Consider the following 24,898-nt stretch of genomic DNA (forward strand, 5'->3'; position numbering starts at 1 on the left):
TTTTATGGATGGTTTTCTGCATCCGACGTCGTTCGGTACGGGGTATTGGTGCTATGATCGGCATCGCTCAGTCCGGTTGGTGATTTGTGATTTTTAGCGATTGATCAGATCGCTCAACTCGGACTGAGTTCCCTCAAAGTGATCTACTATTTGGAACAGCTATTTAGTGAGCAAGACGTGAGTAAAAATTATAATTATCCGGCGAGTGAAAATATCAGCTAATTACGCTGAGGCTATATAGCCTGGCTATTCGCAAAAAATAAAAATGGCAATTTACTTTCCACTGATCTTCATTCTGATAACCCTACCTACGTTATCCGTTAGTCGGAATGAATGAGCGAACCGCGATCGAAGCAGGAGTTCATCATGAATACAGCAAGCTCAGCGGCTGGCGCTATACAAAAGAGAACCAACGCCCGCTACTGGATTGTCGTGATGTTGTTTATCGTCACGTCATTTAACTATGGCGATCGTGCCACACTTTCCATTGCCGGTTCGGCGATGTCCCAGGAAATCGGACTGGACGCCGTGGGCATGGGATTCATTTTCTCCGCCTTCTCATGGGCATATGTTATTGGGCAGATCCCTGGCGGCTGGCTGCTTGACCGCTTCGGTTCCAAACGTGTTTACTTCTGGAGTATTTTTACCTGGTCGTTATTCACCCTCTTGCAAGGGTTCGTCGATCTGTTCCCCACCACCGCATCCATCGTTATTGCGTTGTTCTTCCTGCGCTTTATGGTCGGGTTGTGTGAGTCTCCTTCGTTCCCCGGCAACAGTCGTATTGTCGCCGCCTGGTTCCCCGCGCAGGAACGTGGTACGGCGGTCTCCATTTTTAACTCCGCACAGTATTTCGCCACAGTTATTTTTGCGCCGATTATGGGCTGGCTGACGCATGCGGTCGGCTGGGCGCATGTGTTCTGGTTTATGGGCGGGCTGGGGATCATCATCAGTATTCTGTGGTTGAAAGTGATCCACGATCCGAAAGATCACCCAAGCGTCAATCAGGCGGAGCTTGATTATATTGAAGCGGGCGGCGCGCTGATCAATATGGATGCCAAAGGGGTGAAGAAAGAAACGGTTAAAGGCGAAAAATGGTATCAAGTCAAGCAATTGCTGCAATCCCGCATGATGATTGGCGTTTACATCGGGCAATATTGCATTAATGCGCTGACGTATTTCTTTATCACCTGGTTTCCGCTTTATCTGGTTCAGGCGCGCGGTATGTCGATCCTCAAGGCCGGGTTTGTGGCGTCGGTACCCGCTATCTGCGGTTTCGTGGGCGGCGTGCTGGGCGGCGTGATTTCCGATTACCTGATGCGCCGCACCAATTCACTGACTTTTGCCCGTAAAACCCCCATCGTGCTGGGGATGTTCCTCTCGATGTCGATGGTGATTTGTAACTATGTTGAAACCGAATGGGTGGTTATCGCGGTCATGTCGGCCGCTTTCTTCGGCAAAGGCATCGGCGCCCTGGGTTGGGCGGTGATGGCGGATACCGCACCTAAAGAAATCAGTGGGTTAAGCGGCGGCTTGTTTAATACCTGCGGCAACGCTTCCGGTATCGTGACGCCAATCGCCATTGGTTACATCATCGGTATGACGGGATCGTTCAACGGCGGTCTGGTGTATGTCGGTATTCATGCTCTGGTCGCCATCATCAGCTACCTGTTTATTGTGGGTGAAATCAAGCGCATTGAACTAAAACCCTTCCGTCAATAACACGGGTATTTGCCTGATATTTTAAACGCCGCGCTATTTTCCCATAGCGCGGCACAGTGTTTATTTTAGCCCTGACGACCGGTTTTTTCGGGATAGGATATTTCGTGAAATACATCCCATCGAGTTGTGCCGATGACATATTTAATCTGATTTTTCCGGTTGAATACTGAGCTATTGCCCAATGAGTTGTGAAATAAGAAAACTTATAATTTTAATCGAGGCCGACAGAGCAAAGTAATGATGGTGTTGTTTTATTAATGATTTGATCAATGAGCCTTTTTAATAACGCCACTCTCTGGTTTTTCTTTATCAGCCGATCCTCACTTATTCAACATCAGGATGAGCGTTATTCACCGGTTTAATTCCAGGAGAGTGTAATGGGCAGCAATAACGTTTCGGATACCCCCATCATCACCGATATGAAAGTTATTCCCGTCGCCGGTTATGACAGCATGTTATTAAATATCGGCGGCGCGCATGGCGCTTATTTTACCCGTAATATCGTCATCCTGACCGATAACGCCGGCCATACCGGGGTCGGCGAAGCGCCCGGCGGCGAAGTGATTTACCACACGCTGGCAGAAGCGATTCCACGCGTGAAAGGTCAGCAAATTGCCTGTATGAACCGTCTGGTGCATGACGTGCATAAGGGCAACCAGTCCTCGGATTTCGATTCCTTTGGTAAAGGCGCCTGGACGTTCGAATTACGGGTGAATGCCGTGGCCGCGCTGGAGGCTGCCTTGCTCGACCTGCTGGGGCAGTTTATGGGCGTGCCGGTGGCTGAACTGCTGGGGCCGGGTAAACAGCGTGATGAGGTGACGGTGCTGGGCTACCTGTTCTATATCGGCGACCGCACAAAAACCGATTTGCCTTATCTGAGCGGTGAACTGGGCAAGCATGAGTGGTATCGCCTGCGTCATCAGCCAGCGATGAATAGCGAGGCGGTGGTCCGCCTGGCCGAAGCGACGGCCGATCGCTATGGGTTTAAAGATTTCAAACTGAAAGGCGGCGTGTTGCCGGGCGAGCAGGAAATCGACACCGTCAAGGCGCTTAAACAACGTTTCCCGGATGCGCGTATCACGGTCGATCCGAACGGCGCCTGGCTACTCGATGAAGCCATTCGTCTGTGTAAAGACATGCAAGGCGTTCTGACTTACGCCGAAGATCCCTGTGGCGCTGAACAGGGCTTTTCCGGTCGGGAAGTGATGGCGGAATTCCGCCGCGCCACCGGTCTGCCGGTCGCCACCAATATGATCGCCACCAACTGGCGTGAAATGAACCATGCCGTCATGTTGCAGGCCGTGGATATCCCGCTGGCCGATCCGCATTTCTGGACGATGCACGGCGCCGTGCGCGTAGCGCAGATGTGCGATGAATGGGGCCTCACCTGGGGATGTCACTCCAATAACCACTTTGATGTTTCGCTGGCCATGTTTACGCATGTGGGGGCCGCCGCGCCAGGCAATCCCACGGCGATCGACACCCACTGGATTTGGCAGGAAGGCCAGCATCTGACCAAAGAACCGCTGCAAATCGTCAATGGCACAATCCGGGTGCCGGATCGTCCGGGGCTCGGTATTGAGTTGGATATGGATCAGGTGATGAAGGCGCATGAACGCCATAAAAAATTGCCAAGCGGCGCGCGTAACGACGCGGCGGCGATGCAATACCTGATCCCCGGTTGGACGTTTGATCGCAAACGTCCGGTATTTGGTCGCTAACCCTACGCGACCCCGCTAAATGATAAAAAGGATAAAAATATGACGTTGCAAAGTGCCACACCGGTGATTACCGGCATGCAGGTTATCCCCGTTGCCGGGTATGACAGCATGTTGCTGAACCTCAGCGGCGCGCACGCGCCTTACTTCACCCGTAATATCGTGATCATCAAGGATAACGCCGGAAATACGGGCGTGGGTGAAATTCCGGGCGGCGAGAAAATACGCCAGACGCTGGAAGAAGCCAGCGAACTGGTGGTGGGTAAGACGCTGGGGGAATATAAGAATGTGATGTCCAGGGTTCGCGCTCAGTTCGCCGACCGCGACGCGGCCGGGCGCGGCTTACAGACATTCGATCTGCGCACCACGAACCATGTCGTCACCGGTATTGAGGCGGCGATGCTCGATCTGCTGGGGCAGTTCCTTAATGTGAGCGTCGCGTCGCTGCTGGGCGATGGTCAACAACGCGATGCGGTGGAAATGCTGGGTTACCTGTTCTACGTCGGCGATCGCAACAAAACCGATCTCCCGTACCAGAGTCAGCCGGATGAAAAATGCGACTGGTATCGGCTGCGCCATGAAGAGGCCTTGACGCCGCAAAGCATTGTGCGTCTGGCGGAGGCGGCTTATGAAAAATACGGTTTCAATGATTTCAAACTGAAGGGCGGCGTACTGGCGGGCAGTGAAGAGGCCGAAGCGGTGACCGCACTGGCAAAACGTTTCCCACAGGCGCGCATCACGCTAGACCCGAATGGCGCCTGGTCGCTGGAAGAAGCGATCCGGCTTGGCAAACAGTTGCGCGGCGTATTGGCGTATGCGGAAGATCCCTGCGGCGCGGAGCAGGGGTTCTCCGGGCGTGAAGTGATGGCGGAATTCCGGCGCGCCACCGGCCTGCCGACCGCCACCAACATGATCGCCACCGACTGGCGGCAGATGGGGCACACCATTTCGCTGCAATCGGTCGATATTCCGTTGGCGGACCCGCATTTCTGGACGATGCAAGGTTCGGTCCGTGTGGCGCAGATGTGTCACGAATGGGGCCTGACCTGGGGCTCGCACTCCAATAACCACTTTGATGTCTCTCTGGCGATGTTCACCCATGTCGCGGCGGCGGCGCCGGGCAAAATCACGGCGATTGATACGCATTGGATATGGCAGGAAGGCAATCAGCGCCTGACCAAAACGCCGTTGCAGATCGTGGGCGGCATGGTGGAAGTACCGAAGAAACCCGGCCTGGGCATCGAGTTGGATATGGCGCAGGTGATGAAGGCGCATGAACTGTATAAAAACATGGGGCTGGGGGCGCGTAACGAAGCCATGGGCATGCAGTATCTGATCCCAGGTTGGACGTTTGATCACAAACGCCCGTGTCTGGTTCGTTAACCATTGGTTTTATTGGCTGTTTTATGTCGTCGCCTCAACCGGGGCGGCGCCGGAATGAATGAGGATAAAAAATGAAGACTCCGTTGTTACCTAACCGTTTTCGTCAGGATATACGGCAGGGAAAAACCTTGATCGGCTGCTGGTGCGCGTTGGGGAATCCGATAACCACCGAAGTGCTGGGGCTGGCGGGTTTTGACTGGCTGGTGCTGGATGGCGAACACGCGCCTAACGATGTCATGACGTTTATTCCGCAATTGATGGCGTTGCAAGGCAGCCGCAGCGCGCCGGTGGTTCGGCCGCCGTGTAACGAACCGGTCATCATCAAGCGTTTGCTGGATATCGGTTTCAATAACTTTTTGATCCCGTTTGTGGAATCCGAGGAGGAAGCCGTTCGCGCGGTGGCGTCAACCCGCTATCCGCCTGTCGGCATCCGCGGGGTATCGGTGGCGCATCGTAGCAATGGCTACGGCACCGAGCCTGATTACTTCGCGACCATTAACCAACACATTACCGTCATGGTGCAGATTGAAAGTCAGCAAGGCGTGGACAATCTGGATGCGATCGCCGCCGTGGACGGCGTTGACGGCATTTTTGTCGGGCCGGGCGATCTGTCCGCCGCGCTGGGGTATCTGGGGCAGCCGAACCATCCTGAAGTTCAGCGGGTTATCCGTCATATCTTTGAACGCGCCGCGGCGCACCACAAGCCTTGCGGTATTTTGGCCCCGGCGGAAGCCGATGCTCGCCGGTATCTGGAATGGGGCGCGACCTTCGTGGCGGTCGGCAGCGATCTGGGAGTGTTCCGTGGCGCGACACAGGCGTTGCGCGACAAATTTAAAGCGTAATTCCGCTGTGCGTTAAGCGCACACCGGCAGTAATCAATACATCAGACAATGAGGTTATAGCGATGAAAATTGGTTTTATTGGACTGGGTATCATGGGAAAACCGATGAGTAAAAATTTGCTGCAAGCAGGTTACTCATTAGTCGTGATGGACAGAAATCAGCAGGCTGTCGCTGAGGTTGTCGCCGCGGGCGCACTGGCCGCGCAAACACCGAGGCAGGTGGCGGAACAATGTGAAGTGATCATCACCATGTTGCCTAACTCTCCTCATGTCAAAGAGGTAGTGCTGGGGGAAAATGGCGTTATCGAAGGCGCGCGCGCCGGCAGCATTGTGGTGGACATGAGTTCGATCGCGCCGCTTGCCAGCCGGGAGATAGCCAGCGTGCTGGCGGAAAAAGAGATCGCGATGTTGGATGCGCCGGTCAGCGGCGGCGAACCCAAAGCGATTGATGGCACCTTGTCGGTCATGGTCGGCGGCGATAAAGCACAGTTCGACCGTTGTTTCGACATCCTGAAATCGATGGCCGGTTCCGTGGTGCACACCGGCGATATCGGCGCGGGCAACGTGACCAAACTGGTGAATCAGGTGATTGTGGCGTTGAACATCGCGGCGATGTCGGAGGCGCTGGTGCTGGCGACCAAAGCCGGCGTCAACCCGGAACTGGTTTATCTGGCGATCCGCGGTGGTCTGGCGGGCAGCACCGTGCTGGACGCCAAAGCGCCGATGGTGTTGGATCGCAACTTCAAGCCGGGTTTCCGTATCGATTTGCACATCAAGGATCTGGCTAATGCGCTGGATACGTCACACGGCGTGGGGGCGCAACTACCGCTGACTGCCACGGTGATGGAGATGATGCAGGCATTGAAGGCGGATGATTTGGGTAGCGCCGATCACAGTGCGTTGGCCTGCTACTATGAAAAATTGGCTAAAGTGGAAGTATCACGCTAAATCGTGACGAGCTCCCAGCCAGACAAGCGCGCCGTCGGCACTTGTCTGGCTGAGGATAATCATTCTGATAAGCGCCGATTCAGGAGCGCGCAGATTATTGATGCAATCGGAACGTTTATGAAATCGGATGGTTTTTGATATCGGATGGTTTATGAAAATAGTTATCGCACCGGATTCTTATAAAGAGAGCTTGTCCGCACACGAAGTGGCCACTCAGATCGAAAAGGGATTTCGTGACATCTTTCCCGATGCCAGCTACATCAAACTGCCGGTCGCCGATGGGGGCGAGGGGACGGTGGAGGCGATGGTCGCGGCCACACACGGCAAGATTGTACAGGTAAAGGTGACGGGGCCGCTAGGGGACAGGATCGACGCGTTTTTCGGCCTGTCGGGTGATGAGAAAACGGCGTTTATCGAGATGGCGGCGGCCAGCGGGTTGGAGCGCGTACCCGCGCAGCAGCGCAACCCATTGCTGACTACCAGCTACGGAACGGGAGAACTGATTCGTTGTGCATTGGAGCATGGCGTGAAACATTGCATCATCGGCATCATCGGCATCATCGGCATCATCGGCATCATCGGCATCATCGGCATCATCGGCATCATCGGCATCATCGGCATCATCGGCATTGGCGGCAGTGCCACCAATGACGGCGGTTCGGGAATGGCGCAGGCGCTGGGCGCCAGGCTGCTCGATGATAGCGGTAACCAGATTGGCTATGGCGGCGGCGCGCTTAATGAACTGGCGAGTATAGATATTCATGAACTGGACCCGCGTATTAACGATTGTCGCTTTGAAGTGGCCTGCGATGTCACCAATCCGCTGACCGGCAAACAGGGGGCCTCGGCGATATTTGGTCCGCAGAAAGGCGCGACGGCTGAGATAATCGAACAACTTGACGGCGCCCTTAAACATTATGCCGCGGTGATACGCCGTGATCTGGATATGGACGTTGAACAGGTGCCTGGCGCTGGCGCGGCCGGCGGCATGGGCGCGGCGTTGCAGGCCTTCTGCGGCGCCGAATTACGGCAGGGCATTGAGATCGTGACCGAGGCCCTGGGGCTGGATGAACTGGTCAGAGACGCTTCGCTGGTCATTACCGGCGAAGGCCGGATCGATAGCCAGACGATCCACGGCAAGGTGCCGATTGGTGTGGCACGGGTGGCTAAACGTTACGATAAACCAGTGATCGGCATTGCCGGCAGCCTGACGGCGGATGTGGGAGTCGTGCATGAGCACGGTCTGGATGCCGTTTTCAGCGTGCTGTACAACATCTGTTCGCTGGAGGAAGCATTGGATAATGCCGCGGACAATGTACGGATGACCGCGCGTAATATTGCCGCCGTCATCAAGTTGTCGAAAGGTTTAACATAGTCCATCAGGATAAAGTTCATCAGGATAAAGTGCGTCAGGATAAGCGGCAAGCGCTTTGCCTAAAGCGCTTGCTCACGTGCAGAGACATGCTGAAAATGTAAATTCGCCGCTTCAATGACGTTTTCTATTTCATCCAGCAGTTCCAGCCACTCCGGTTCCAACTCACTGGCGTCAACGCCTTGCCGTAATTGCTGTTCCAGATAGCAGCAAATGCTTTTCAGGCGCGGAACGCCGCTATAACTGCAACTGCCGTGTAGTTTATGAATTAAATCAACGATGTTGTCGTCAGGCTGATTATTTAACACGTCTTCAACTCTGCAACGCACTTCCGGCAGAAAATCCAGCAGCATCTGCAAAAGATCATGCGCCAACTGGGGTTTATTGGCGGCCTGACGCTGCGCCAGCGTCCAGTCCAGCGATAATTGGCTCTCATCATGTTCATCAAGCGGCGGCATCGTCTCTTCAAGATGCGAATACCGGATCAGTACATTTCTCAGCATCCGTTCGTCGATCGGCTTGGCCAGATAATCATCCATCCCCGCTTGCAGCAGATGTTCGCGGTCGTCATCCAGGGTGTGCGCGGTAACGGCGACGATCGGAGTTTCTATATGGTTGGGCAACTGGCGGATCAGTTCGCTGGTGCGGATACCGTCCATTTCCGGCATCTGAATATCCATGAGGATGATGTCGATTTTCTGGCGTTTAGCCTGCTCGATGGCGTCGGCGCCGTTTTCGCAGAGAATAATTTGTTCGACCTGCTCTTCCAACAAGGCGCCGATCAATTTCAGGTTGGCCGGATTGTCATCCACCGCCATCACGCTCAGCGGCAGCCGGAGAGTATGCGCCGTCTGGTCTTCAACCGGCAACGTATTTTCCGATAGCAGTGACGATTGGAACAGGGAACTGTCTTGCAGCAGCGGCAATAAACGCGTCGCCGAGATAGGTTTGCTCAGGCAGGCGTGAACGCCAAAGCGTTTGAGTTGCTCCGCGTCCATTTGCGCCAGGCTGGGCAGGGCCAGAATGACACAGGGCGCACGGCGGCAGACATCGCGCAACTTCGGCGTATAGTCCATCAGGTTGTTGCGGTAATGCACCGGAATGCCGAGCAACATAATATCGAATGCCTCTTCGGGAAGCTGTTCCAGCGTCGGGCTGTAGCTGACCGTCAACGGCGTCTGACCAAGAATGTTCAGCGTGGCCTGCGCCGCCGACGGGTTACCTTCCACATAAGCCAGATGTTTGCCGTGCAATAGGCGGTAAACCGGCTTGGCTGGCGTCGCATGCGGGTCCAGCGGCAAACTGATATGGAACCAGAAAGCCGATCCCTGATTCATCTGGCTCTGGAAACTGATATCGCCGCCCATCTCTTTTACCAGCCGTTGGGTAATCACCAGACCAAGCCCCGTACCGCCATGACGTCGGGAAATGCTGGTGTCGGCCTGACGGAAAGCCTGAAACAGCTGCGCCTGCTGTGTTTTGGCAATACCGATCCCGGTGTCGCGGATTTGAATTTCCAAATGGACTTCGTTGTGTTCCTGTCGGCGTTTCTCCACCCGGATATCAATGTTGCCCTGTTCGGTGAATTTAATGGCGTTGCCCAGCAGGTTGGTGATGATTTGCTGAATGCGCAATGGATCGCCGATAAACTGTTCCGGGATATCGTTCTGAATATCCAGCGTCAGTTCCAGACCTTTTTCGTGAGCGGTATGCGCCAACAGCACCACTACCTCATCGAGCGTGTCGTGCAGCGAAAACGGAATATGCTCCAGCGCCAGTTTGCCCGCTTCCAGTTTCGAGAAATCCAGCACATCGTTGATGATGTTCAGCAGGTTGTTGGCGGAGCGTTCAATGGTGCGCAGATAATCGGTTTGCGTGCTGTTCAGCGGCGTTTTCAATGTCTGGCGGGTAAAGCCGATCACCCCGTTCAGCGGTGTTCTGAGTTCATGCGACATGTTGGCCAGAAATTCGGATTTAATACGCGCCGCTTCCTGAGCGCGTTTTTTAGCGATATCCAGTTCCACATTCTGGATCTCCATCTGTTCCAGCGTCTCACGCAGATCAGATGTCGCCTGATCGATATTCTGCTGCATTTCCTCATGGTAGGCGGTCAATGACATCGCCATGGAGTTGATGCCGTTTTTCAGCATATCGAGTTCGCCCAGCATATGGCCTTCCACCCGGCTGTCCAGTTGTCCGCGCCGGATACGATCGACTGTTTCAACCATATTGCGGATCGGTGTGGTTACGTCCCGCATCAGGTGGTAGGCAAACAGCACCGCAATCGCCAGACAAAGCAGCAGCAGAAGAACGGCAACGAAAATCTCCTGATATTGCTGGAGCTTGAGCGCCGTTATGTCCAGTTCGATGACGATATAGCCGAGTGGCTTAATCATATCGTGGAGGGGCGGTGTGATATCCCCGGTAGTAATTTCACTATCGGCGATGATGGGCATGTGCAGGATCAGAAAATTGTCAGACGGATGTTGGTGCAGACCATGATAGAAGGGGACGTCATTTATCGACGACATCAATAAATTATTGTGACGAATGTTGGTGCTGGCCAGCAGTTGGTTTTTTTCATTAAACACGCTGATGGTTCGAATCGTGGCGGAATGACTCCGGTGGATGGTATTAATCAGCGGCTGGATGGTTTTCTGTTGTTTCTGCGTAATGGCATAGGCGCTGGTGATGGCCAGCGGTTCAATGATGGTGGTGCCGATCTCGGCCAGTTGAGCCTGGAGTTGGTTATAGCGCTGTATGACGAAAAAGGCACTTAGCAGCAGCCCGATGATTAATGTCGGTGCCAGAATCATGATTAACATACGCGCGCGCAGACTGTATTTGGTCATGAGGTTCCAATGTGGGAGAATTAAGCCCGGCTTACCCGTTATTTTGCAAATTGCAGATGTATCGCGCCTGCAACTTGCAATCAATCGGGTATATAAAGTGTAAAATTATGGTACTGAAAAAACGATTGTAAACTATGGCGCAATTCTACTCTCCAAACCGGCGCGTGACGACCCGGCAAATGCTTACCGTGACGGTGGACTCCCTCGACCCTTTTGGGCAAGGGGTGGCGCGGCATCAGGGCAAAACTATTTTTGTGACGGGTGTCTTGCCGGGAGAGCGGGCGGAAATCCAGCTAACCGAAGAAAAGCGCCAGTTCGCTCATGCTAAACTGATACGCCTTCTGTCGCCCAGCGCTGAACGCGTTCAACCGCGTTGTCCGCATTTCACTACCTGTGGCGGTTGTCAGCAACAACATGCCGATATCGCATTGCAACAGCGCAGTAAAGCGTCGGCGTTGCGGCGCATGATGTCCCATGACATGGATGAGGCTTCACTGCCGGTGACGACGATCGCCGGCCCCGCTTATGCCTACCGGCGGCGAACCCGGCTTGCGTTATACTATTTTCAAGGAAAACAGTATCAAGGCAAGCAGTCTCAGGGAAAACAGCAACGGCTGATTATGGGGTATCGGCAGTCTGGTTCTCACGAACTGGTGGACATCAACGTCTGTCCGATCTTACGCCAGGAACTGGAAAGCCTGTTGCTGCCGCTGCGTGACTGTCTGGGCCGCCTGCAAGCGGCTAAGCGATTGGGGCATGTCGAACTGGTTCTGGCGGATAACGGGCCGCTGGTGGTGTTGCGCCACCTTGATCCGTTGAGTCACGCCGACATGCAGGCGCTGCGTGATTTCGCGCAGCGACAGGCTGTGGCGGTTTATCTGGCGCCCGATGCGCAATCGCTGGTGTGTCTGGCCGGAGAACCCCCGGTGTATCAGATTGCCGGCATGGAACTGACCTTCAGCCCGCGGGATTTTATTCAGGTCAATGATGCGGTGAACCAGCAGATGGTCGCGCAAGCGCTGGCCTGGCTGGATGTACGGCCACAGGATAGAATATTGGACTTATTCTGCGGCATGGGCAATTTCACGCTCCCGCTGGCTCAGCGGGCGGCCTGCGTCGTAGGCGTGGAAGGCGTGATGGCGCTGGTGGAGAAGGGACGCGAGAACGCCTGCCGCAACGCGTTGGGCAATGTCACATTTTTTCACCAAAATCTTGACGATGATGTCACTCAGCAACCCTGGGCAGCCCAGGGTTTTGATAAAATATTACTTGATCCGGCACGCGCCGGCGCCGCAGGCGTCATGACGCAAATTGTCAGGCTTGCGCCGCAACGTGTGGTTTACGTTTCCTGTAACCCCACGACGCTGGCGCGTGACAGTAAAATATTGCTCGCCGCCGGTTATCGGCTGGCGAATGTCGCGATGCTGGATATGTTTCCACATACCGGACACCTTGAGTCGATGGCACTGTTTTTGCACGGTTCTGGCAGTCGGTAAAGTAGGGAGAAATTATGGTTGCGGTAAGAAGTGCGCATTTGAACACGGCTGGTGAATTCGTACCTGACGCCTGGATTGCTTCGCTGGGTATTGCCAGTCAACAGTCATGTGAACGTTTAGCCGAAACCTGGCGCTACTGTGAACAGCACACGCAAGATCATCCCGATGCTTTGCTGTTGCTATGGCGCGGTATCGAAATGGTGGAAATTCTTTCCACGCTGAGTATGGACAATGACAGCATGCGTGCTGCCATGTTGTTCCCCCTGGCCGATGCCAATGTGGTGGATGAAGCCACGCTACAGGAAAGATTTGGTAAAAATATCGTAGAACTGGTGCACGGTGTGCGCGATATGGATGCAATCCGCCAACTGAAGGCGACGCAGCATGATTCGGTTGCTTCTGAACAGGTGGATAACATTCGTCGGATGTTGCTGGCGATGGTGGAGGATTTCCGCTGTGTGGTCATTAAGCTGGCTGAACGAATCGCACACCTGCGTGAACTGAAGGATGCGCCCGAAGAAGAACGGGTGCTGGCGGCTAAAGAGTGCACCAATATCTATGCGCCGTTGGCCAACCGGCTGGGGATTGGTCAACTTAAGTGGGAACTGGAGGATTTCTGTTTCCGCTATCTGCATCCCGATGAGTACAAACGTATCGCCACGTTGCTGCACGAACGCCGTATCGATCGCGAGCAGTACATTGATGATTTCGTTAAAACGCTGCGCAATGCGATGAAAGAAGAAGGCGTACAGGCGGAAATCTATGGCCGTCCGAAGCACATCTACAGCATCTGGCGCAAGATGCAGAAAAAATCCCTGTCGTTCGACGAACTGTTCGATGTGCGCGCGGTGCGCATCGTGGTGGAACGCTTGCAGGATTGCTACGGTGCGTTGGGCATTGTGCATACCCATTACCGTCATCTGCCGGATGAGTTTGACGACTATGTCGCCAACCCGAAACCGAACGGTTATCAGTCCATTCATACCGTGGTGTTGGGGCCGGGCGGAAAAACGCTGGAGATCCAGATCCGTACCCGGCAAATGCATGAAGACGCCGAACTGGGGGTCGCCGCTCACTGGAAATACAAAGAAGGCACGGTGGTCGGCGGACGCTCCGGCTACGAAGGCCGTATCGCCTGGCTGCGCAAGCTGATTGCGTGGCAGGAAGAGATGGCGGATTCCGATGAAGTGCTGGATGAAGTCCGTAGTCAGGTGTTTGACGATCGTGTGTATGTGTTCACGCCAAAAGGCGATGTCGTGGATCTGCCCGCCGGATCAACGCCGCTGGATTTCGCCTACCATATTCACAGCGATATCGGCCATCGCTGCATCGGCGCGAAAATCGGCGGGCGCATCGTACCCTTTACCTATCAGTTGCAGATGGGCGATCAGATCGAAGTGATCACGCAGAAGCAGCCGAATCCAAGCCGCGACTGGTTGAATCCGAACCTGGGATATATCACCACCAGCCGTGGGCGCTCGAAAATTCATAACTGGTTCCGCAAGCAGGATCGCGATAAGAACATACTGGCTGGCCGGCAGATCCTGGACAGTGAGCTTGAGCATCTGGGAATTAGCCTTAAGGCGGCGGAAAAGCTGTTGTTGCCGCGTTATAACGTGAACTCGCTGGATGATCTGTTGGCGGGGATTGGCGGCGGCGACGTGCGCCTCAACCAACTGATTAACTTCCTGCAATCGCAGCTTAACCAGCCCAGCGCCGAAGAGCAGGATCGCGAAGCGTTGCGCCAACTGACGCAAAAATCCCAGCAGCCGACGACACGCAGTAAAGACAATGGCCGCGTGGTGGTTGAGGGCGTAGGCAATCTGATGCATCACATTGCCCGCTGCTGTCAGCCGATACCGGGTGACGAGATTGTCGGATTCATTACCCGCGGGCGGGGAATTTCCATTCACCGCGCTGACTGCGAACAACTGGATGATCTGCGCGGCAACGCGCCGGAGCGTATTGTGGATGCGGTGTGGGGCGAAAGCTACTCAAGCGGCTATTCGCTGGTGGTGAGGGTGATAGCCAATGATCGCAGCGGCCTGCTGCGTGATATCACCACCATTCTGGCGAATGAGAAAGTCAATGTGCTGGGCGTGGCAAGCCGCAGCGATACTAAACAGCAACTGGCGACCATCGACATGGATATCGAGATCTACAACTTGCAGGTGCTGGGCCGGGTATTAGCCAAACTCAACCAACTGCTGGACGTGATTGATGCCCGCCGCCAGCAAGGAGGATGAGTGGAGAAGACGATGACGGTATCTGCTATTGAACGCCTGCTTTCCATTATGAAAACCCTGCGAGATCCTGAGCAGGGTTGTCCGTGGGATCGCAAACAGACCTTTGACACCATCACACCTTACACGCTGGAAGAAACTTACGAAGTGCTGGATGCCATCAGCCGTAAAGATTTTGATGATCTGCGTGGTGAACTGGGCGATCTGCTTTTTCAGGTGGTGTTTTACGCGCAGATGGCGCAGGAACAAGGATTGTTCGATTTTTCCGATGTTTGCGATGCCATCAGCGACAAACTGGAACGTCGCCATCCGCATATTTTCGCCGATGCCGTTCTCGCTGACAGCGAGGCGGTGCTGGCGAATTGGGAGCAGACCAAAGCGCAAGAGCGTGCGGAAAAAGATCGTCATTCCCCGTTGGACGATATTCCCGATGCTTTACCCGCCTTGATGAAAGCACAAAAAATTCAGCAGCGTTGTGCGTCAGTGGGGTTCGATTGGAACAGTCTGGGGCCGGTGGTCGACAAAGTGTATGAAGAGATCGAAGAAGTCATGCATGAAGCGCGGCAAGCCGTTGTCGATGAAGAGAAACTGGGTGAAGAGATTGGCGATTTATTGTTCGCTACAGTCAATCTTTCTCGTCATCTGGGGCATAAGGCCGAGCGCGCATTGCAGGCGGCTAACCGCAAATTCATCCGGCGCTTTCGTCAGGTAGAACAGATAGTTAACGCATCCGGCAAAACACTGGAACAGGCGTCGCTGGAAGAAATGGAAGCCGCGTGGCAAAAAGTAAAAGTGCAGGAAAATACGCATTGATCGGGTTTTTTTCGTAAAAGTGATATTTTTTCATTCTTTCTTTGATAGTCGAATGATTTTTAATAAGTTATCCAACTTTAACTTGCGGGGTTGCCCCCCCGCAACCTGAGGGTTGGGATCGCCACGATGAGTAAAACGAACATTTGTGGCGTTCAACAGGTTCCGGTATACTACTTTCCCGTCTTGGTTCTTCCATCGTCCTTAAACCTAAACTCTCAGGTTCAGCATGACAACTAATTATATTTTTGTGACCGGCGGGGTCGTTTCCTCTCTGGGTAAAGGCATTGCCGCAGCCTCTCTAGCGGCTATTCTTGAAGCCCGTGGCCTCAACGTTACCATCATGAAACTGGACCCGTATATCAACGTGGATCCGGGCACGATGAGCCCGACGCAACACGGCGAAGTGTTTGTCACCGAAGACGGCGCCGAAACCGATCTTGACCTGGGTCACTACGAACGTTTCATTCGCACCAAGATGTCGCGCCGCAATAACTTCACCACTGGCCGGATCTACTCCGACGTGTTGCGCAAAGAGCGCCGCGGCGACTATCTGGGCGCCACCATCCAGGTTATTCCCCATATCACCAATGCCATCAAAGAACGCATTCTGGAAGGCGGCGAAGGTCATGACGTGGTGCTGGTCGAAATCGGCGGAACGGTAGGGGATATCGAATCGCTGCCGTTCCTTGAAGCGATTCGGCAAATGGCGGTGGAAGTCGGTCGCGAGCATACGTTGTTCATGCATTTGACGTTGGTGCCTTATCTGGCGGCGGCGGGAGAAGTGAAAACCAAACCGACTCAGCACTCGGTAAAAGAACTGCTTTCCATCGGTATTCAGCCGGATGTGCTGATTTGCCGTTCCGATCGCACCGTACCCGCTAATGAGCGTGCAAAGATTGCTTTATTCTGTAATGTGCCGGAAAAAGCAGTCATCTCCCTTAAAGACATTGATTCTATTTATAAAATCCCGTCGCTATTGAAATCTCAGGGCCTGGACGATTATATTTGTAAACGATTCAGCTTGAACTGTCCCGAAGCCGACTTGTCAGAATGGGAGCAAGTGGTTTACGAAGAAGCGAACCCGGGCGGCGAAGTGACCATCGGGATGGTAGGCAAATATGTCGCCCTGCCGGATGCTTACAAATCGGTAATCGAAGCGTTGAAGCACGGTGGTCTGAAAAATCGTCTGACGGTGAATATCAAGCTCATCGACTCGCAGGATGTGGAAACACGCGGCGTGGAAGTGCTGAAAGATTTGGACGCTATCCTGATCCCCGGCGGTTTCGGCTACCGCGGCGTCGAAGGCAAAATCATGACGGCGCGCTATGCCCGCGAAAATAATGTCCCTTATCTGGGCATTTGTCTGGGGATGCAGGTCGCATTAATGGAATTTGCCCGTAACGTTGCCGGCATGGATCAGGCAAACTCAACAGAGTTTATGCCAGACTGTAAATACCCGGTGGTGGCGTTGATCACGGAATGGCGCGATGAAAACGGCAACATTGAAGTACGTGATGAAGCGAGCGATCTGGGAGGAACCATGCGCGTCGGCGGACAGCAATGTCACCTGACTGAAGGCAGCCTGGTTCGTCAGCTTTACGGCGAGCAGACGATCATTGAACGTCACCGCCACCGTTATGAAGTCAACAACATGTTGTTGAAACCGATTGAAGCGGCGGGATTACGGGTTGCTGGTCTTTCCGCTGACCGACGACTGGTGGAAATCATCGAGTTGCCGGATCATCCCTGGTTCGTTGCCTGTCAGTTCCACCCGGAATTCACATCAACGCCGCGTGATGGACACCCCTTGTTTGACGGCTTTGTCAAAGCCGCTGGCGCGTATCAAAAGCGTCAGATGAAGTAAGGATTTTGTCAGCAACGCGCGATCTCAGGATGGCGCGTTGTTCGTCTGAGGTTTTAGTTTAACTTGTACTGAGGAAAATCTAATGTCCAAAATTGTTAAAGTCATTGGCCGTGAAATCATCGACTCACGCGGAAACCCGACTGTTGAAGCGGAAGTTCATCTGGAAGGTGGTTTTGTCGGTCTGGCTGCGGCGCCGTCAGGGGCTTCCACCGGTTCTCGCGAAGCGCTGGAACTGCGCGACGGCGACAAATCCCGTTTTCTGGGCAAAGGCGTGACCAAAGCGGTTGCCGCGGTTAACGGCCCGATTGCCGACGCGGTTCTGGGTAAAGACGCGAAAGATCAGGCGAACATCGATAAAATCATGATCGATCTGGATGGCACGGAAAATAAATCCAAATTCGGCGCCAACGCGATTCTGGCGGTTTCTCTGGCTAATGCCAAAGCAGCAGCGGCATCCAAAGGTCAACCGTTGTATGAACACATTGCTGAACTGAACGGCACCCCAGGCAAATACTCCATGCCTTTGCCGATGATGAACATCATCAACGGCGGCGAGCACGCCGATAACAACGTCGATATTCAGGAATTCATGATTCAGCCTGTTGGCGCGAAAACTGTTAAAGAAGCCATCCGTATGGGTTCTGAAGTTTTCCACAACCTGGCTAAAGTTCTGAAATCAAAAGGTATGAACACGGCTGTGGGTGATGAAGGCGGCTACGCGCCTAACCTGGGTTCCAACGCCGAAGCGCTGGCTGTTATCGCTGAAGCGGTGAAAGCGGCGGGTTACGAACTGGGCAAAGACATCACACTGGCGATGGACTGCGCGGCATCTGAATTCTACAAAGACGGCAAATATGTTCTGGCCGGCGAAGGCAACAAAGCGTTCACCTCTGAAGAATTCACTCATTTCCTGGAAGATCTGACCAAACAATATCCGATCGTTTCTATCGAAGACGGCCTGGACGAGTCTGACTGGGACGGTTTTGCTTACCAGACCAAAGTGCTGGGCGACAAAATCCAACTGGTTGGCGACGATCTGTTCGTCACCAACACCAAGATCCTGAAAGAAGGTATCGATAAAGGCATCGCCAACTCCATTCTGATCAAATTCAACCAGATTGGTTCTCTGACCGAAACGCTGGCTGCCATCAAGATGGCGAAAGATGCTGGCTACACGGCGGTTATCTCTCACCGTTCCGGCGAAACCGAAGATGCCACCATCGCGGATCTGGCGGTAGGTACGGCGGCAGGTCAGATCAAAACTGGTTCCATGAGCCGTTCTGACCGTGTTGCTAAATATAACCAACTGATCCGTATTGAAGAAGCGCTGGGCAACCGTGCGCCGTTCAACGGTCTGAAAGAAGTGAAAGGTCAATAATCGCGGCATGTTGCGTGAGTCAGAACTGACTTACGCATAGCACGACTGACCAACGAATCCAGAAGCGTTAGCTCGCTTCTGGATTTTTTTACGCTCCGCGCAATGTACGGTTAGTGGGCTAACCCATTCAGACTGTAATTGGCCGGAACCCAGCGATAGCCGTCATTGCCGGGTAAGGCTTTGATATGGCCGATGCCGGGGAAGGAAATGTGTACGCTGGCTACCCAGAATCCCTGGCTGGCCGCATCAGCAAGCAGTTTGGCGCGCGCACTGGCGGCGGCATCCATATCGGAGTCAAAGCCGATGGTGGTGGCGGGAAGCGGCATTTGCACCGCTTCGGCGTGGATGGTGTCGCCCCACATCAGCATCTTCTTACCGTCGCTTTCCGCCCGATACGCGGTGTGTCCCGGCGTATGGCCGAGAGCGGGCTGCGCGATAATGCCGGGATAAATGGTTTCTTCACCGGAAAAAGTCTTCAGCTTGTTGGCGGCGATAATTGGCCGGAAGATTTCCTGTGCGCGCTGAAAATAGGGTTTGCGTTCCTCCGGGGCCTGTTTCAGATTTTCTTCGCTGAGCCAGTAATCGGTTTCCCGCTTATTGACATAAACGGTGGCGTTTGGATAAGCCAGTTTGCCTTCGTTAAGCAGACCGCCAATGTGGTCGCCGTGCAGATGGGTCACCAATACCGTATCCACCTGTTCCGGTTTATAGCCCGCTGCTTGCAGATTACTCAGGATTTTCCCGACGGCAGGATTGGCTTGTTTACCGTTGCCGGTATCGACCAGGATCAGGTTTTTGCCGGTATTGATCAGATAGGTATTGATCGAAGTTTCCACCGGCGAGGTCAATGATTTTTCCGCCAGCAGTTCGGTTATTTTTTCCGGCTCGATACGGGCCAGCAATTTATCCATCGGCAGGGCGTTGGTGCCATCGGATAAGGCGGTGATTTCAAACTGGCCCAGCATCATCCGGTAATAGCCTGGTTGGGTTTTTACCTGCGCCACGCTTTGCGCCTGCGTGAATGCCGGAGAGCAGGCGAGCGCCAGTAATAATGTTAACGGCTGCAATAACTTCATATATTTCTTTCCTTGTTGATAAGGCAGGTGAAAAAGATCTGCAGATTGATTATTGACTGCGTTGCGCCATTACTCAAATGAAATACCTCAGGCACGCCCGGTTTGGCGAGTTGACCTGCGATCTGCGATAATGGTTTTTTGAGCAGGCGTGATAGTAGAAAAACAGGATAGTAGGCAAACATGCAGTACCCGATTAATGAGGTGTTCCAGACGTTGCAGGGCGAAGGCTATTTTACCGGCGTACCGGCGGTATTCGTACGGTTGCAGGGTTGTCCGGTAGGCTGTAGCTGGTGCGATACCAAACACACCTGGGACAAACTGGCCGATCGGGAAACCTCGCTGGACGAGATTATCGTCAAGACACAGGAAAGCGAGGCCTGGGGCGCCGCCAGCGCCGAGGATATTCTGGCGTTGATGACGCGTGCTGGCTATACCGCCCGTCATATCGTCATTACCGGGGGCGAACCCTGTATTCATGATCTGGCGCCGCTGACGTTATTGCTGGAAAAGCATGGTTTCAGTTGTCAGATCGAAACCAGCGGGACGCATGAAGTGCGTTGCTCCGCCAAAACCTGGGTAACGGTATCGCCCAAGGTGAATATGCGCGGCGGGATGAAGGTACTCGATCAGGCGTTGCAGCGGGCGGATGAAATCAAGCATCCGGTTGGTCGGGCGCGTGACATTGTGGCACTGGATGAATTGCTGGCGCGTCTGCATGACGACAAACCGCGGATTGTGGCATTACAGCCGATTAGCCAGAAAGACGAGGCGACCAGATTGTGTATTGAAACCTGCATCGCCCGCAACTGGCGGCTTTCCATGCAGACGCATAAATATCTGAACATTGCCTGAGAGCTGCGTGGGGCGCGGGCCTCACGCCGAATTCACTCATTCTCCGCGGTAAACGCAACCTGCGGTGCAGGTTTCCTTCACCGTCACCGCGCTTAATAGCGGCAACGCGGATTTCAGTTGTTGCCAGATCCAGTGCGCCAGCACTTCGCTGGTGGGGTTCTCCAGGCCGGTGATATCATTCAGATAATGATGATCCAGCTTTTCCCATGTCGGTTTAAACGCGGCTTTTAATTCAGCAAAATCCATTACCCAGCCGGTATGCGGATCGATCTCGCCGGTAATTTCCAGCCGAACCATAAAGGAATGTCCGTGCAGACGTCCGCACTTATGTCCGTCCGGCACATGAGGCAGGCGGTGAGCGGCTTCAAACTGAAAATCTTTAAATAGCGTGGTGACCATGGCGATGTTCTCAATTTCTTTTACAGAATGGCTTTAAAAATAGCTTGCAAACTAACGGCTTTAGCACCGCCGCATACTACCGGAAATCGCTTCACGAAGCACGTTTAGTCGCCGAGGTGTTGATATCAGGCATGTTGCTGATAGCTGAAATTTTTGGGAAAACGTATGCCTATAACACTTTAAGCAATAAGGATTATCAGAAAAACCATTTAGTCATTTTGGTTATTTAATATTTCTATCATTTCTTTAATTGTTAAGATGCGGATGGTTACCCTTATGTGCAATTCATCTTTTTATTTCACTTATTTGCATGAGTGGCGGTCAGAGACAAGGAAATAGCGATCATAATGAAAAATCCGGTTTCTCCTACTTCATTGCTCCCGTTGAGCGCGGAGCAATTAGCACGTTTGCAGGCGGCGACCGGTGATTTTTCGCCTGCCCAGCTTGCCTGGTTATCCGGCTATTTTTGGGGGCGGCTGCAAACGCCCGTCGAACAGTCAGCGGTTGCGAATGCGAGCGCATCAGCGGTTGCGAATGCGAGCGCATCAGCGGTTACCGCCGCGCCGCTGCCAGCGATCACGCTGATTTCCGCCTCCCAGACCGGCAATGCGCGTCGGGTGGCCGAACAACTGCGCGACGATTTGCTGGCGGCGAAGCTGACGGTCAATCTGGTGAATGCCGGCGACTATAAATTCAAACAAATCGGTCAGGAAAAACTGCTGCTGATGGTGACATCGACGCAGGGCGAAGGGGAGCCGCCGGAAGAGGCGGTGGCGTTGCACAAATTCCTGTTCTCCAAAAAAGCGCCGTCGTTGAAAGAGACGGCATTCGCCGTCTTTGGTCTGGGCGATACGTCATACGAGTTTTTCAGCAAAGCGGGTAAGGATTTTGATCACCGTCTTGCCGAACTGGGCGCCGATCGGTTGCTGGATCGCGTTGACGCGGACGTGGATTATCAGGCCGCCGCGCAACAGTGGCGACGCCAACTGGTGGATATCTTGCAAACGCGCCTGCCCGCACAGAGTGAGGCCGCGCTACAGGCCAGTAGCCGCGGCGTGCTGGATGAAATCACCAGCAGCCCTTATAGCAAAACGGCGCCATTGCATGCGGTGTTTTCCGTTAATCAGAAAATCACCGGGCGTAATTCAGAAAAGGATGTGCGTCATATCGAGATCGACCTGGGCGATTCCGGTTTGCGTTATCAGCCGGGCGATGCGCTGGGCGTGTGGTTTGAAAACGATCCGGCGCTGGTACGGGAAATTCTCGACCTGCTGTGGCTGAAAGGCGATGAGCCGGTGAGTATCGAGGGTAACTCCCTGCCGCTATCGCAGGCGCTGCAAAGCCATTTTGAACTGACGCAGAACACCGCGCCGATGGTTGAAAAGTATGCTTTGTTGTCGCGTGATGAAGCATTGCTGGCGCTGGTGAGCGATAAATCCGCGTTGCAGCAGTTTGCCCAACGCACCCCGTTGGCGGATATGGTGCGTCAGGTGCCGGTGGCGTTGACGCCTGAACAGTTGATTAGCCTGTTGCGTCCGCTGACGCCGCGTTTGTATTCCATCGCTTCCTCACAGGCGGAAGTGGAAAGCGAAGTGCATATCACGGTGGGCGTGGTGCGTTATGAGATTGATGGCCGCGCGCGGGTTGGCGGCGCGTCCGGCTATCTGGCTGATCGCCTTAACGAAGACGATGAAGTGCGGGTATTTATCGAGCATAACGACAATTTCCGCCTGCCCGCCGCCCCGGAAACGCCGGTGATCATGATTGGCCCCGGTACGGGGATTGCGCCGTTTCGGGCTTTCATGCAGCAGCGTGAAGCCGAGGGCGCCACAGGCAAAAACTGGCTGTTCTTTGGCAACCCCCACTTTACTGAAGATTTTCTGTATCAGGTTGAATGGCAGCGCTATGTGAAAGAAGGGCTGCTGACCCACATCGATCTGGCATGGTCACGCGATCAAGCCCACAAAGTATATGTGCAGGACAAACTGCGGGAAAAAGGCGCGGAAGTCTGGCGCTGGCTTCAGGAGGGCGCGCATTTGTATGTCTGTGGCGATGCCAACCGCATGGCGAAAGATGTCGAACAGGCATTACTGGATGTGGTGGTTGAGCACGGCGGCATGGATATCGAGCAAGCCGACGAATTTTTAAGTGATCTGCGCCTTGCGCGCCGTTATCAGCGAGATGTGTACTAATGAGCGAAAAGTCAGTCTTAGATGAACAACCGGCGGGTGACAAGTATCCCGGCCCGTTGGTGGTGGAAGGGAAACTCGCTGACGCAGAACGGCTGAAACAGGAAAGCAATTTTCTGCGCGGCACCATTGCCGACGATCTGACGGATGGTCTGACCGGCGGCTTCAATGGCGATAATTTTTTATTAATCCGCTTTCACGGCATGTATCAGCAGGATGACCGCGATATCCGCGCCGAGCGCGCCGAGCAGAAGCTGGAACCGCGCCATGCGATGATGCTACGTTGTCGCTTGCCGGGCGGCGTGATCACGCCGCAACAATGGCTGGGGATCGATAAATTCGCCGCTGAAAACACGCTGTACGGCAGTATTCGTCTCACCAACCGCCAGACGTTCCAGTTTCACGGCATTCTCAAGCCGAATGTCAAGCCGGCGCACCAGATGCTGAACCGTCTGGGGTTGGATTCGCTGGCGACCGCCAATGACGTTAACCGTAACGTATTGTGTACCTCGAACCCGGTGGAGTCGGAACTGCATCAGCAGGCGTATGAGTGGGCGAAAAAGATTTCCGAGCACCTGTTGCCGCGCACGCGTGCTTACGCCGAAATCTGGCTGGATCAGGAGAAGGTTGAAACCACGGATGAAGAACCGATTCTGGGGGCGACCTATCTGCCGCGTAAGTTTAAAACTACCGTGGTGATCCCGCCGCAGAACGATGTGGATCTGCACGCCAACGATCTGAATTTTGTGGCGATTGCCGATAATGGCCGTCTGGTGGGGTTCAACGTGCTGGTGGGCGGCGGGCTTTCCATCGCGCATGGCGACAAGGCGACTTATCCACGCACCGCCAGCGAATTGGGCTATATTCCGGTAGAACATACGCTGGCGATTGCCGAAGCGGTGGTGACCACACAACGTGACTGGGGTAACCGCACCAACCGTAAGAATGCCAAAACCAAATACACGCTGGAGCGGGTGGGCGTTGACACCTTTAAGCAGGAAGTGGAAACGCGTGCCGGGATAACCTTCGGCGCGGTACGGCCCTATGTCTTCACCGGACGCGGCGATCGTATCGGCTGGGTGAAAGGCATTGATAACAAATGGCATCTGACGTTGTTTATCGAGAATGGCCGGATTCTGGATTATCCAGGGCGTCCGCTGAAAACCGGTCTGGCGGAAATCGCTAAAATTCATAAAGGCGATTTCCGTCTGACGGCGAACCAGAACCTGATCGTCGCGGGCGTAACGGCGCGGAATAAGGCGAAAATCGAAGCGCTGGCGCGTGAAAACGGTCTGATGGATGATGACGTGAGCGAACAGCGTAAAAACTCGATGGCTTGCGTGTCGTTTCCAACCTGTCCGCTGGCGATGGCGGAAGCCGAGCGTTTTTTGCCGATGTTCGTCACGCACGTTGAAAATATCATGCAGCGGCATGGCGTGGGCGATGAGCATATCGTACTGCGCGTCACCGGCTGTCCGAATGGCTGCGGCCGGGCACTGCTGGCGGAAATCGGCCTGGTGGGGAAAGCGGTTGGACGCTATAACCTGCATTTGGGCGGTAATCGTGAAGGCACGCGTATTCCGCGCATGTACCGCGAGAATATCAATGAAACCGAGATCCTCGGTGAAATTGATCGGTTAATCGGCCTGTGGGCGAAAGATCGTCTTGAGAATGAAGGTTTTGGCGATTTCACCATCCGTACCCACATTATCAAGCCGGTGCGCGATCCTGCACGCGACTTCTATGACTGACAGG

The 24,898-nt window shown here is 54.1% G+C and carries 17 protein-coding genes; 14 read left to right on the top strand and 3 right to left on the bottom strand.

Annotated elements, in window-relative coordinates:
• The first annotated feature begins 366 nt into the window (after positions 1-366).
• The 6 genes from DES54_RS13120 (at position 367) to DES54_RS13145 (ending at position 7,984) form a co-directional block, all read left to right on the top strand.
• The gene (locus tag DES54_RS13120) at positions 367-1,719 is read left to right on the top strand and encodes an MFS transporter (RefSeq protein WP_113868090.1); all 1,353 of its coding nucleotides are present in this window, start codon (positions 367-369) and stop codon (positions 1,717-1,719) included.
• A 377-nt stretch (positions 1,720-2,096) separates the two neighbouring features.
• Complete coding sequence (locus tag DES54_RS13125; RefSeq protein ID WP_113868092.1) at positions 2,097-3,440, top strand: enolase C-terminal domain-like protein; 1,344 nt, start codon at positions 2,097-2,099, stop codon at positions 3,438-3,440.
• Positions 3,441-3,479: 39 nt separating this feature from the next.
• A complete protein-coding gene (gene gudD, locus DES54_RS13130; RefSeq protein WP_113868094.1) occupies positions 3,480-4,820 on the top strand; it encodes a glucarate dehydratase in 1,341 nt (446 codons plus the stop codon).
• 71 nt (positions 4,821-4,891) lie between these two features.
• A complete protein-coding gene (gene garL / locus DES54_RS13135; protein WP_113868096.1) occupies positions 4,892-5,662 on the top strand; it encodes a 2-dehydro-3-deoxyglucarate aldolase in 771 nt (256 codons plus the stop codon).
• 56 nt (positions 5,663-5,718) lie between these two features.
• The gene (gene garR / locus DES54_RS13140) at positions 5,719-6,609 is read left to right on the top strand and encodes a 2-hydroxy-3-oxopropionate reductase (RefSeq protein WP_113868098.1); all 891 of its coding nucleotides are present in this window, start codon (positions 5,719-5,721) and stop codon (positions 6,607-6,609) included.
• A gap of 151 nt (positions 6,610-6,760) precedes the next feature.
• Positions 6,761-7,984: a glycerate kinase gene (locus tag DES54_RS13145; protein ID WP_113868159.1), complete on the top strand. Its 1,224-nt coding sequence runs from the start codon at positions 6,761-6,763 to the stop codon at positions 7,982-7,984.
• Between the two features lie 59 nt (positions 7,985-8,043).
• Here DES54_RS13145 and barA read toward each other — a convergent pair whose 3' ends face one another.
• Positions 8,044-10,833 (bottom strand): two-component sensor histidine kinase BarA, encoded by a 2,790-nt coding sequence (barA, locus tag DES54_RS13150; RefSeq protein WP_113868100.1) that lies wholly within the window; start codon positions 10,831-10,833, stop codon positions 8,044-8,046.
• Between the two features lie 134 nt (positions 10,834-10,967).
• On the opposite strand from barA, the gene rlmD reads away from it, so the two are divergent.
• The 5 genes from rlmD (at position 10,968) to eno (ending at position 18,627) form a co-directional block, all read left to right on the top strand.
• Entirely contained in the window at positions 10,968-12,329 is a 1,362-nt protein-coding gene (rlmD, locus tag DES54_RS13155; protein WP_113868102.1) for a 23S rRNA (uracil(1939)-C(5))-methyltransferase RlmD, read from the top strand.
• Between the two features lie 14 nt (positions 12,330-12,343).
• The gene (relA, locus tag DES54_RS13160) at positions 12,344-14,575 is read left to right on the top strand and encodes a GTP diphosphokinase (protein WP_113868104.1); all 2,232 of its coding nucleotides are present in this window, start codon (positions 12,344-12,346) and stop codon (positions 14,573-14,575) included.
• Between the two features lie 12 nt (positions 14,576-14,587).
• Positions 14,588-15,385: a nucleoside triphosphate pyrophosphohydrolase gene (gene mazG / locus DES54_RS13165; RefSeq protein WP_113868161.1), complete on the top strand. Its 798-nt coding sequence runs from the start codon at positions 14,588-14,590 to the stop codon at positions 15,383-15,385.
• 226 nt (positions 15,386-15,611) lie between these two features.
• A complete protein-coding gene (gene pyrG / locus DES54_RS13170) occupies positions 15,612-17,249 on the top strand; it encodes a glutamine hydrolyzing CTP synthase (RefSeq protein ID WP_113868106.1) in 1,638 nt (545 codons plus the stop codon).
• Between the two features lie 82 nt (positions 17,250-17,331).
• Entirely contained in the window at positions 17,332-18,627 is a 1,296-nt protein-coding gene (gene eno, locus DES54_RS13175; protein WP_113868108.1) for a phosphopyruvate hydratase, read from the top strand.
• A gap of 110 nt (positions 18,628-18,737) precedes the next feature.
• Here eno and DES54_RS13180 read toward each other — a convergent pair whose 3' ends face one another.
• Complete coding sequence (locus tag DES54_RS13180; protein ID WP_113868110.1) at positions 18,738-19,703, bottom strand: MBL fold metallo-hydrolase; 966 nt, start codon at positions 19,701-19,703, stop codon at positions 18,738-18,740.
• Positions 19,704-19,883: 180 nt separating this feature from the next.
• Between DES54_RS13180 and queE the strand changes: the two genes are divergently transcribed.
• Positions 19,884-20,555, top strand: a complete 672-nt coding sequence (gene queE, locus DES54_RS13190; RefSeq protein WP_113868114.1) for a 7-carboxy-7-deazaguanine synthase QueE — start codon at positions 19,884-19,886, stop codon at positions 20,553-20,555.
• Positions 20,556-20,591: 36 nt separating this feature from the next.
• Here queE and queD read toward each other — a convergent pair whose 3' ends face one another.
• A complete protein-coding gene (gene queD, locus DES54_RS13195) occupies positions 20,592-20,954 on the bottom strand; it encodes a 6-carboxytetrahydropterin synthase QueD (protein ID WP_113868116.1) in 363 nt (120 codons plus the stop codon).
• 347 nt (positions 20,955-21,301) lie between these two features.
• Between queD and cysJ the strand changes: the two genes are divergently transcribed.
• Positions 21,302-23,146 carry an NADPH-dependent assimilatory sulfite reductase flavoprotein subunit gene (gene cysJ, locus DES54_RS13200; protein WP_113868118.1) on the top strand — a complete coding sequence of 615 codons (1,845 nt, stop codon included), beginning with the start codon at positions 21,302-21,304 and terminating at the stop codon, positions 23,144-23,146.
• The gene (gene cysI / locus DES54_RS13205) at positions 23,146-24,894 is read left to right on the top strand and encodes an assimilatory sulfite reductase (NADPH) hemoprotein subunit (protein WP_113868120.1); all 1,749 of its coding nucleotides are present in this window, start codon (positions 23,146-23,148) and stop codon (positions 24,892-24,894) included. The genes cysJ and cysI overlap by 1 nt, the downstream gene beginning before the upstream one ends.
• Positions 24,895-24,898 lie beyond the last annotated feature (4 nt).

The organism is Brenneria salicis ATCC 15712 = DSM 30166, from assembly GCF_003315515.1.
Taxonomy (GTDB): Bacteria; Pseudomonadota; Gammaproteobacteria; order Enterobacterales; family Enterobacteriaceae; genus Brenneria; species Brenneria salicis.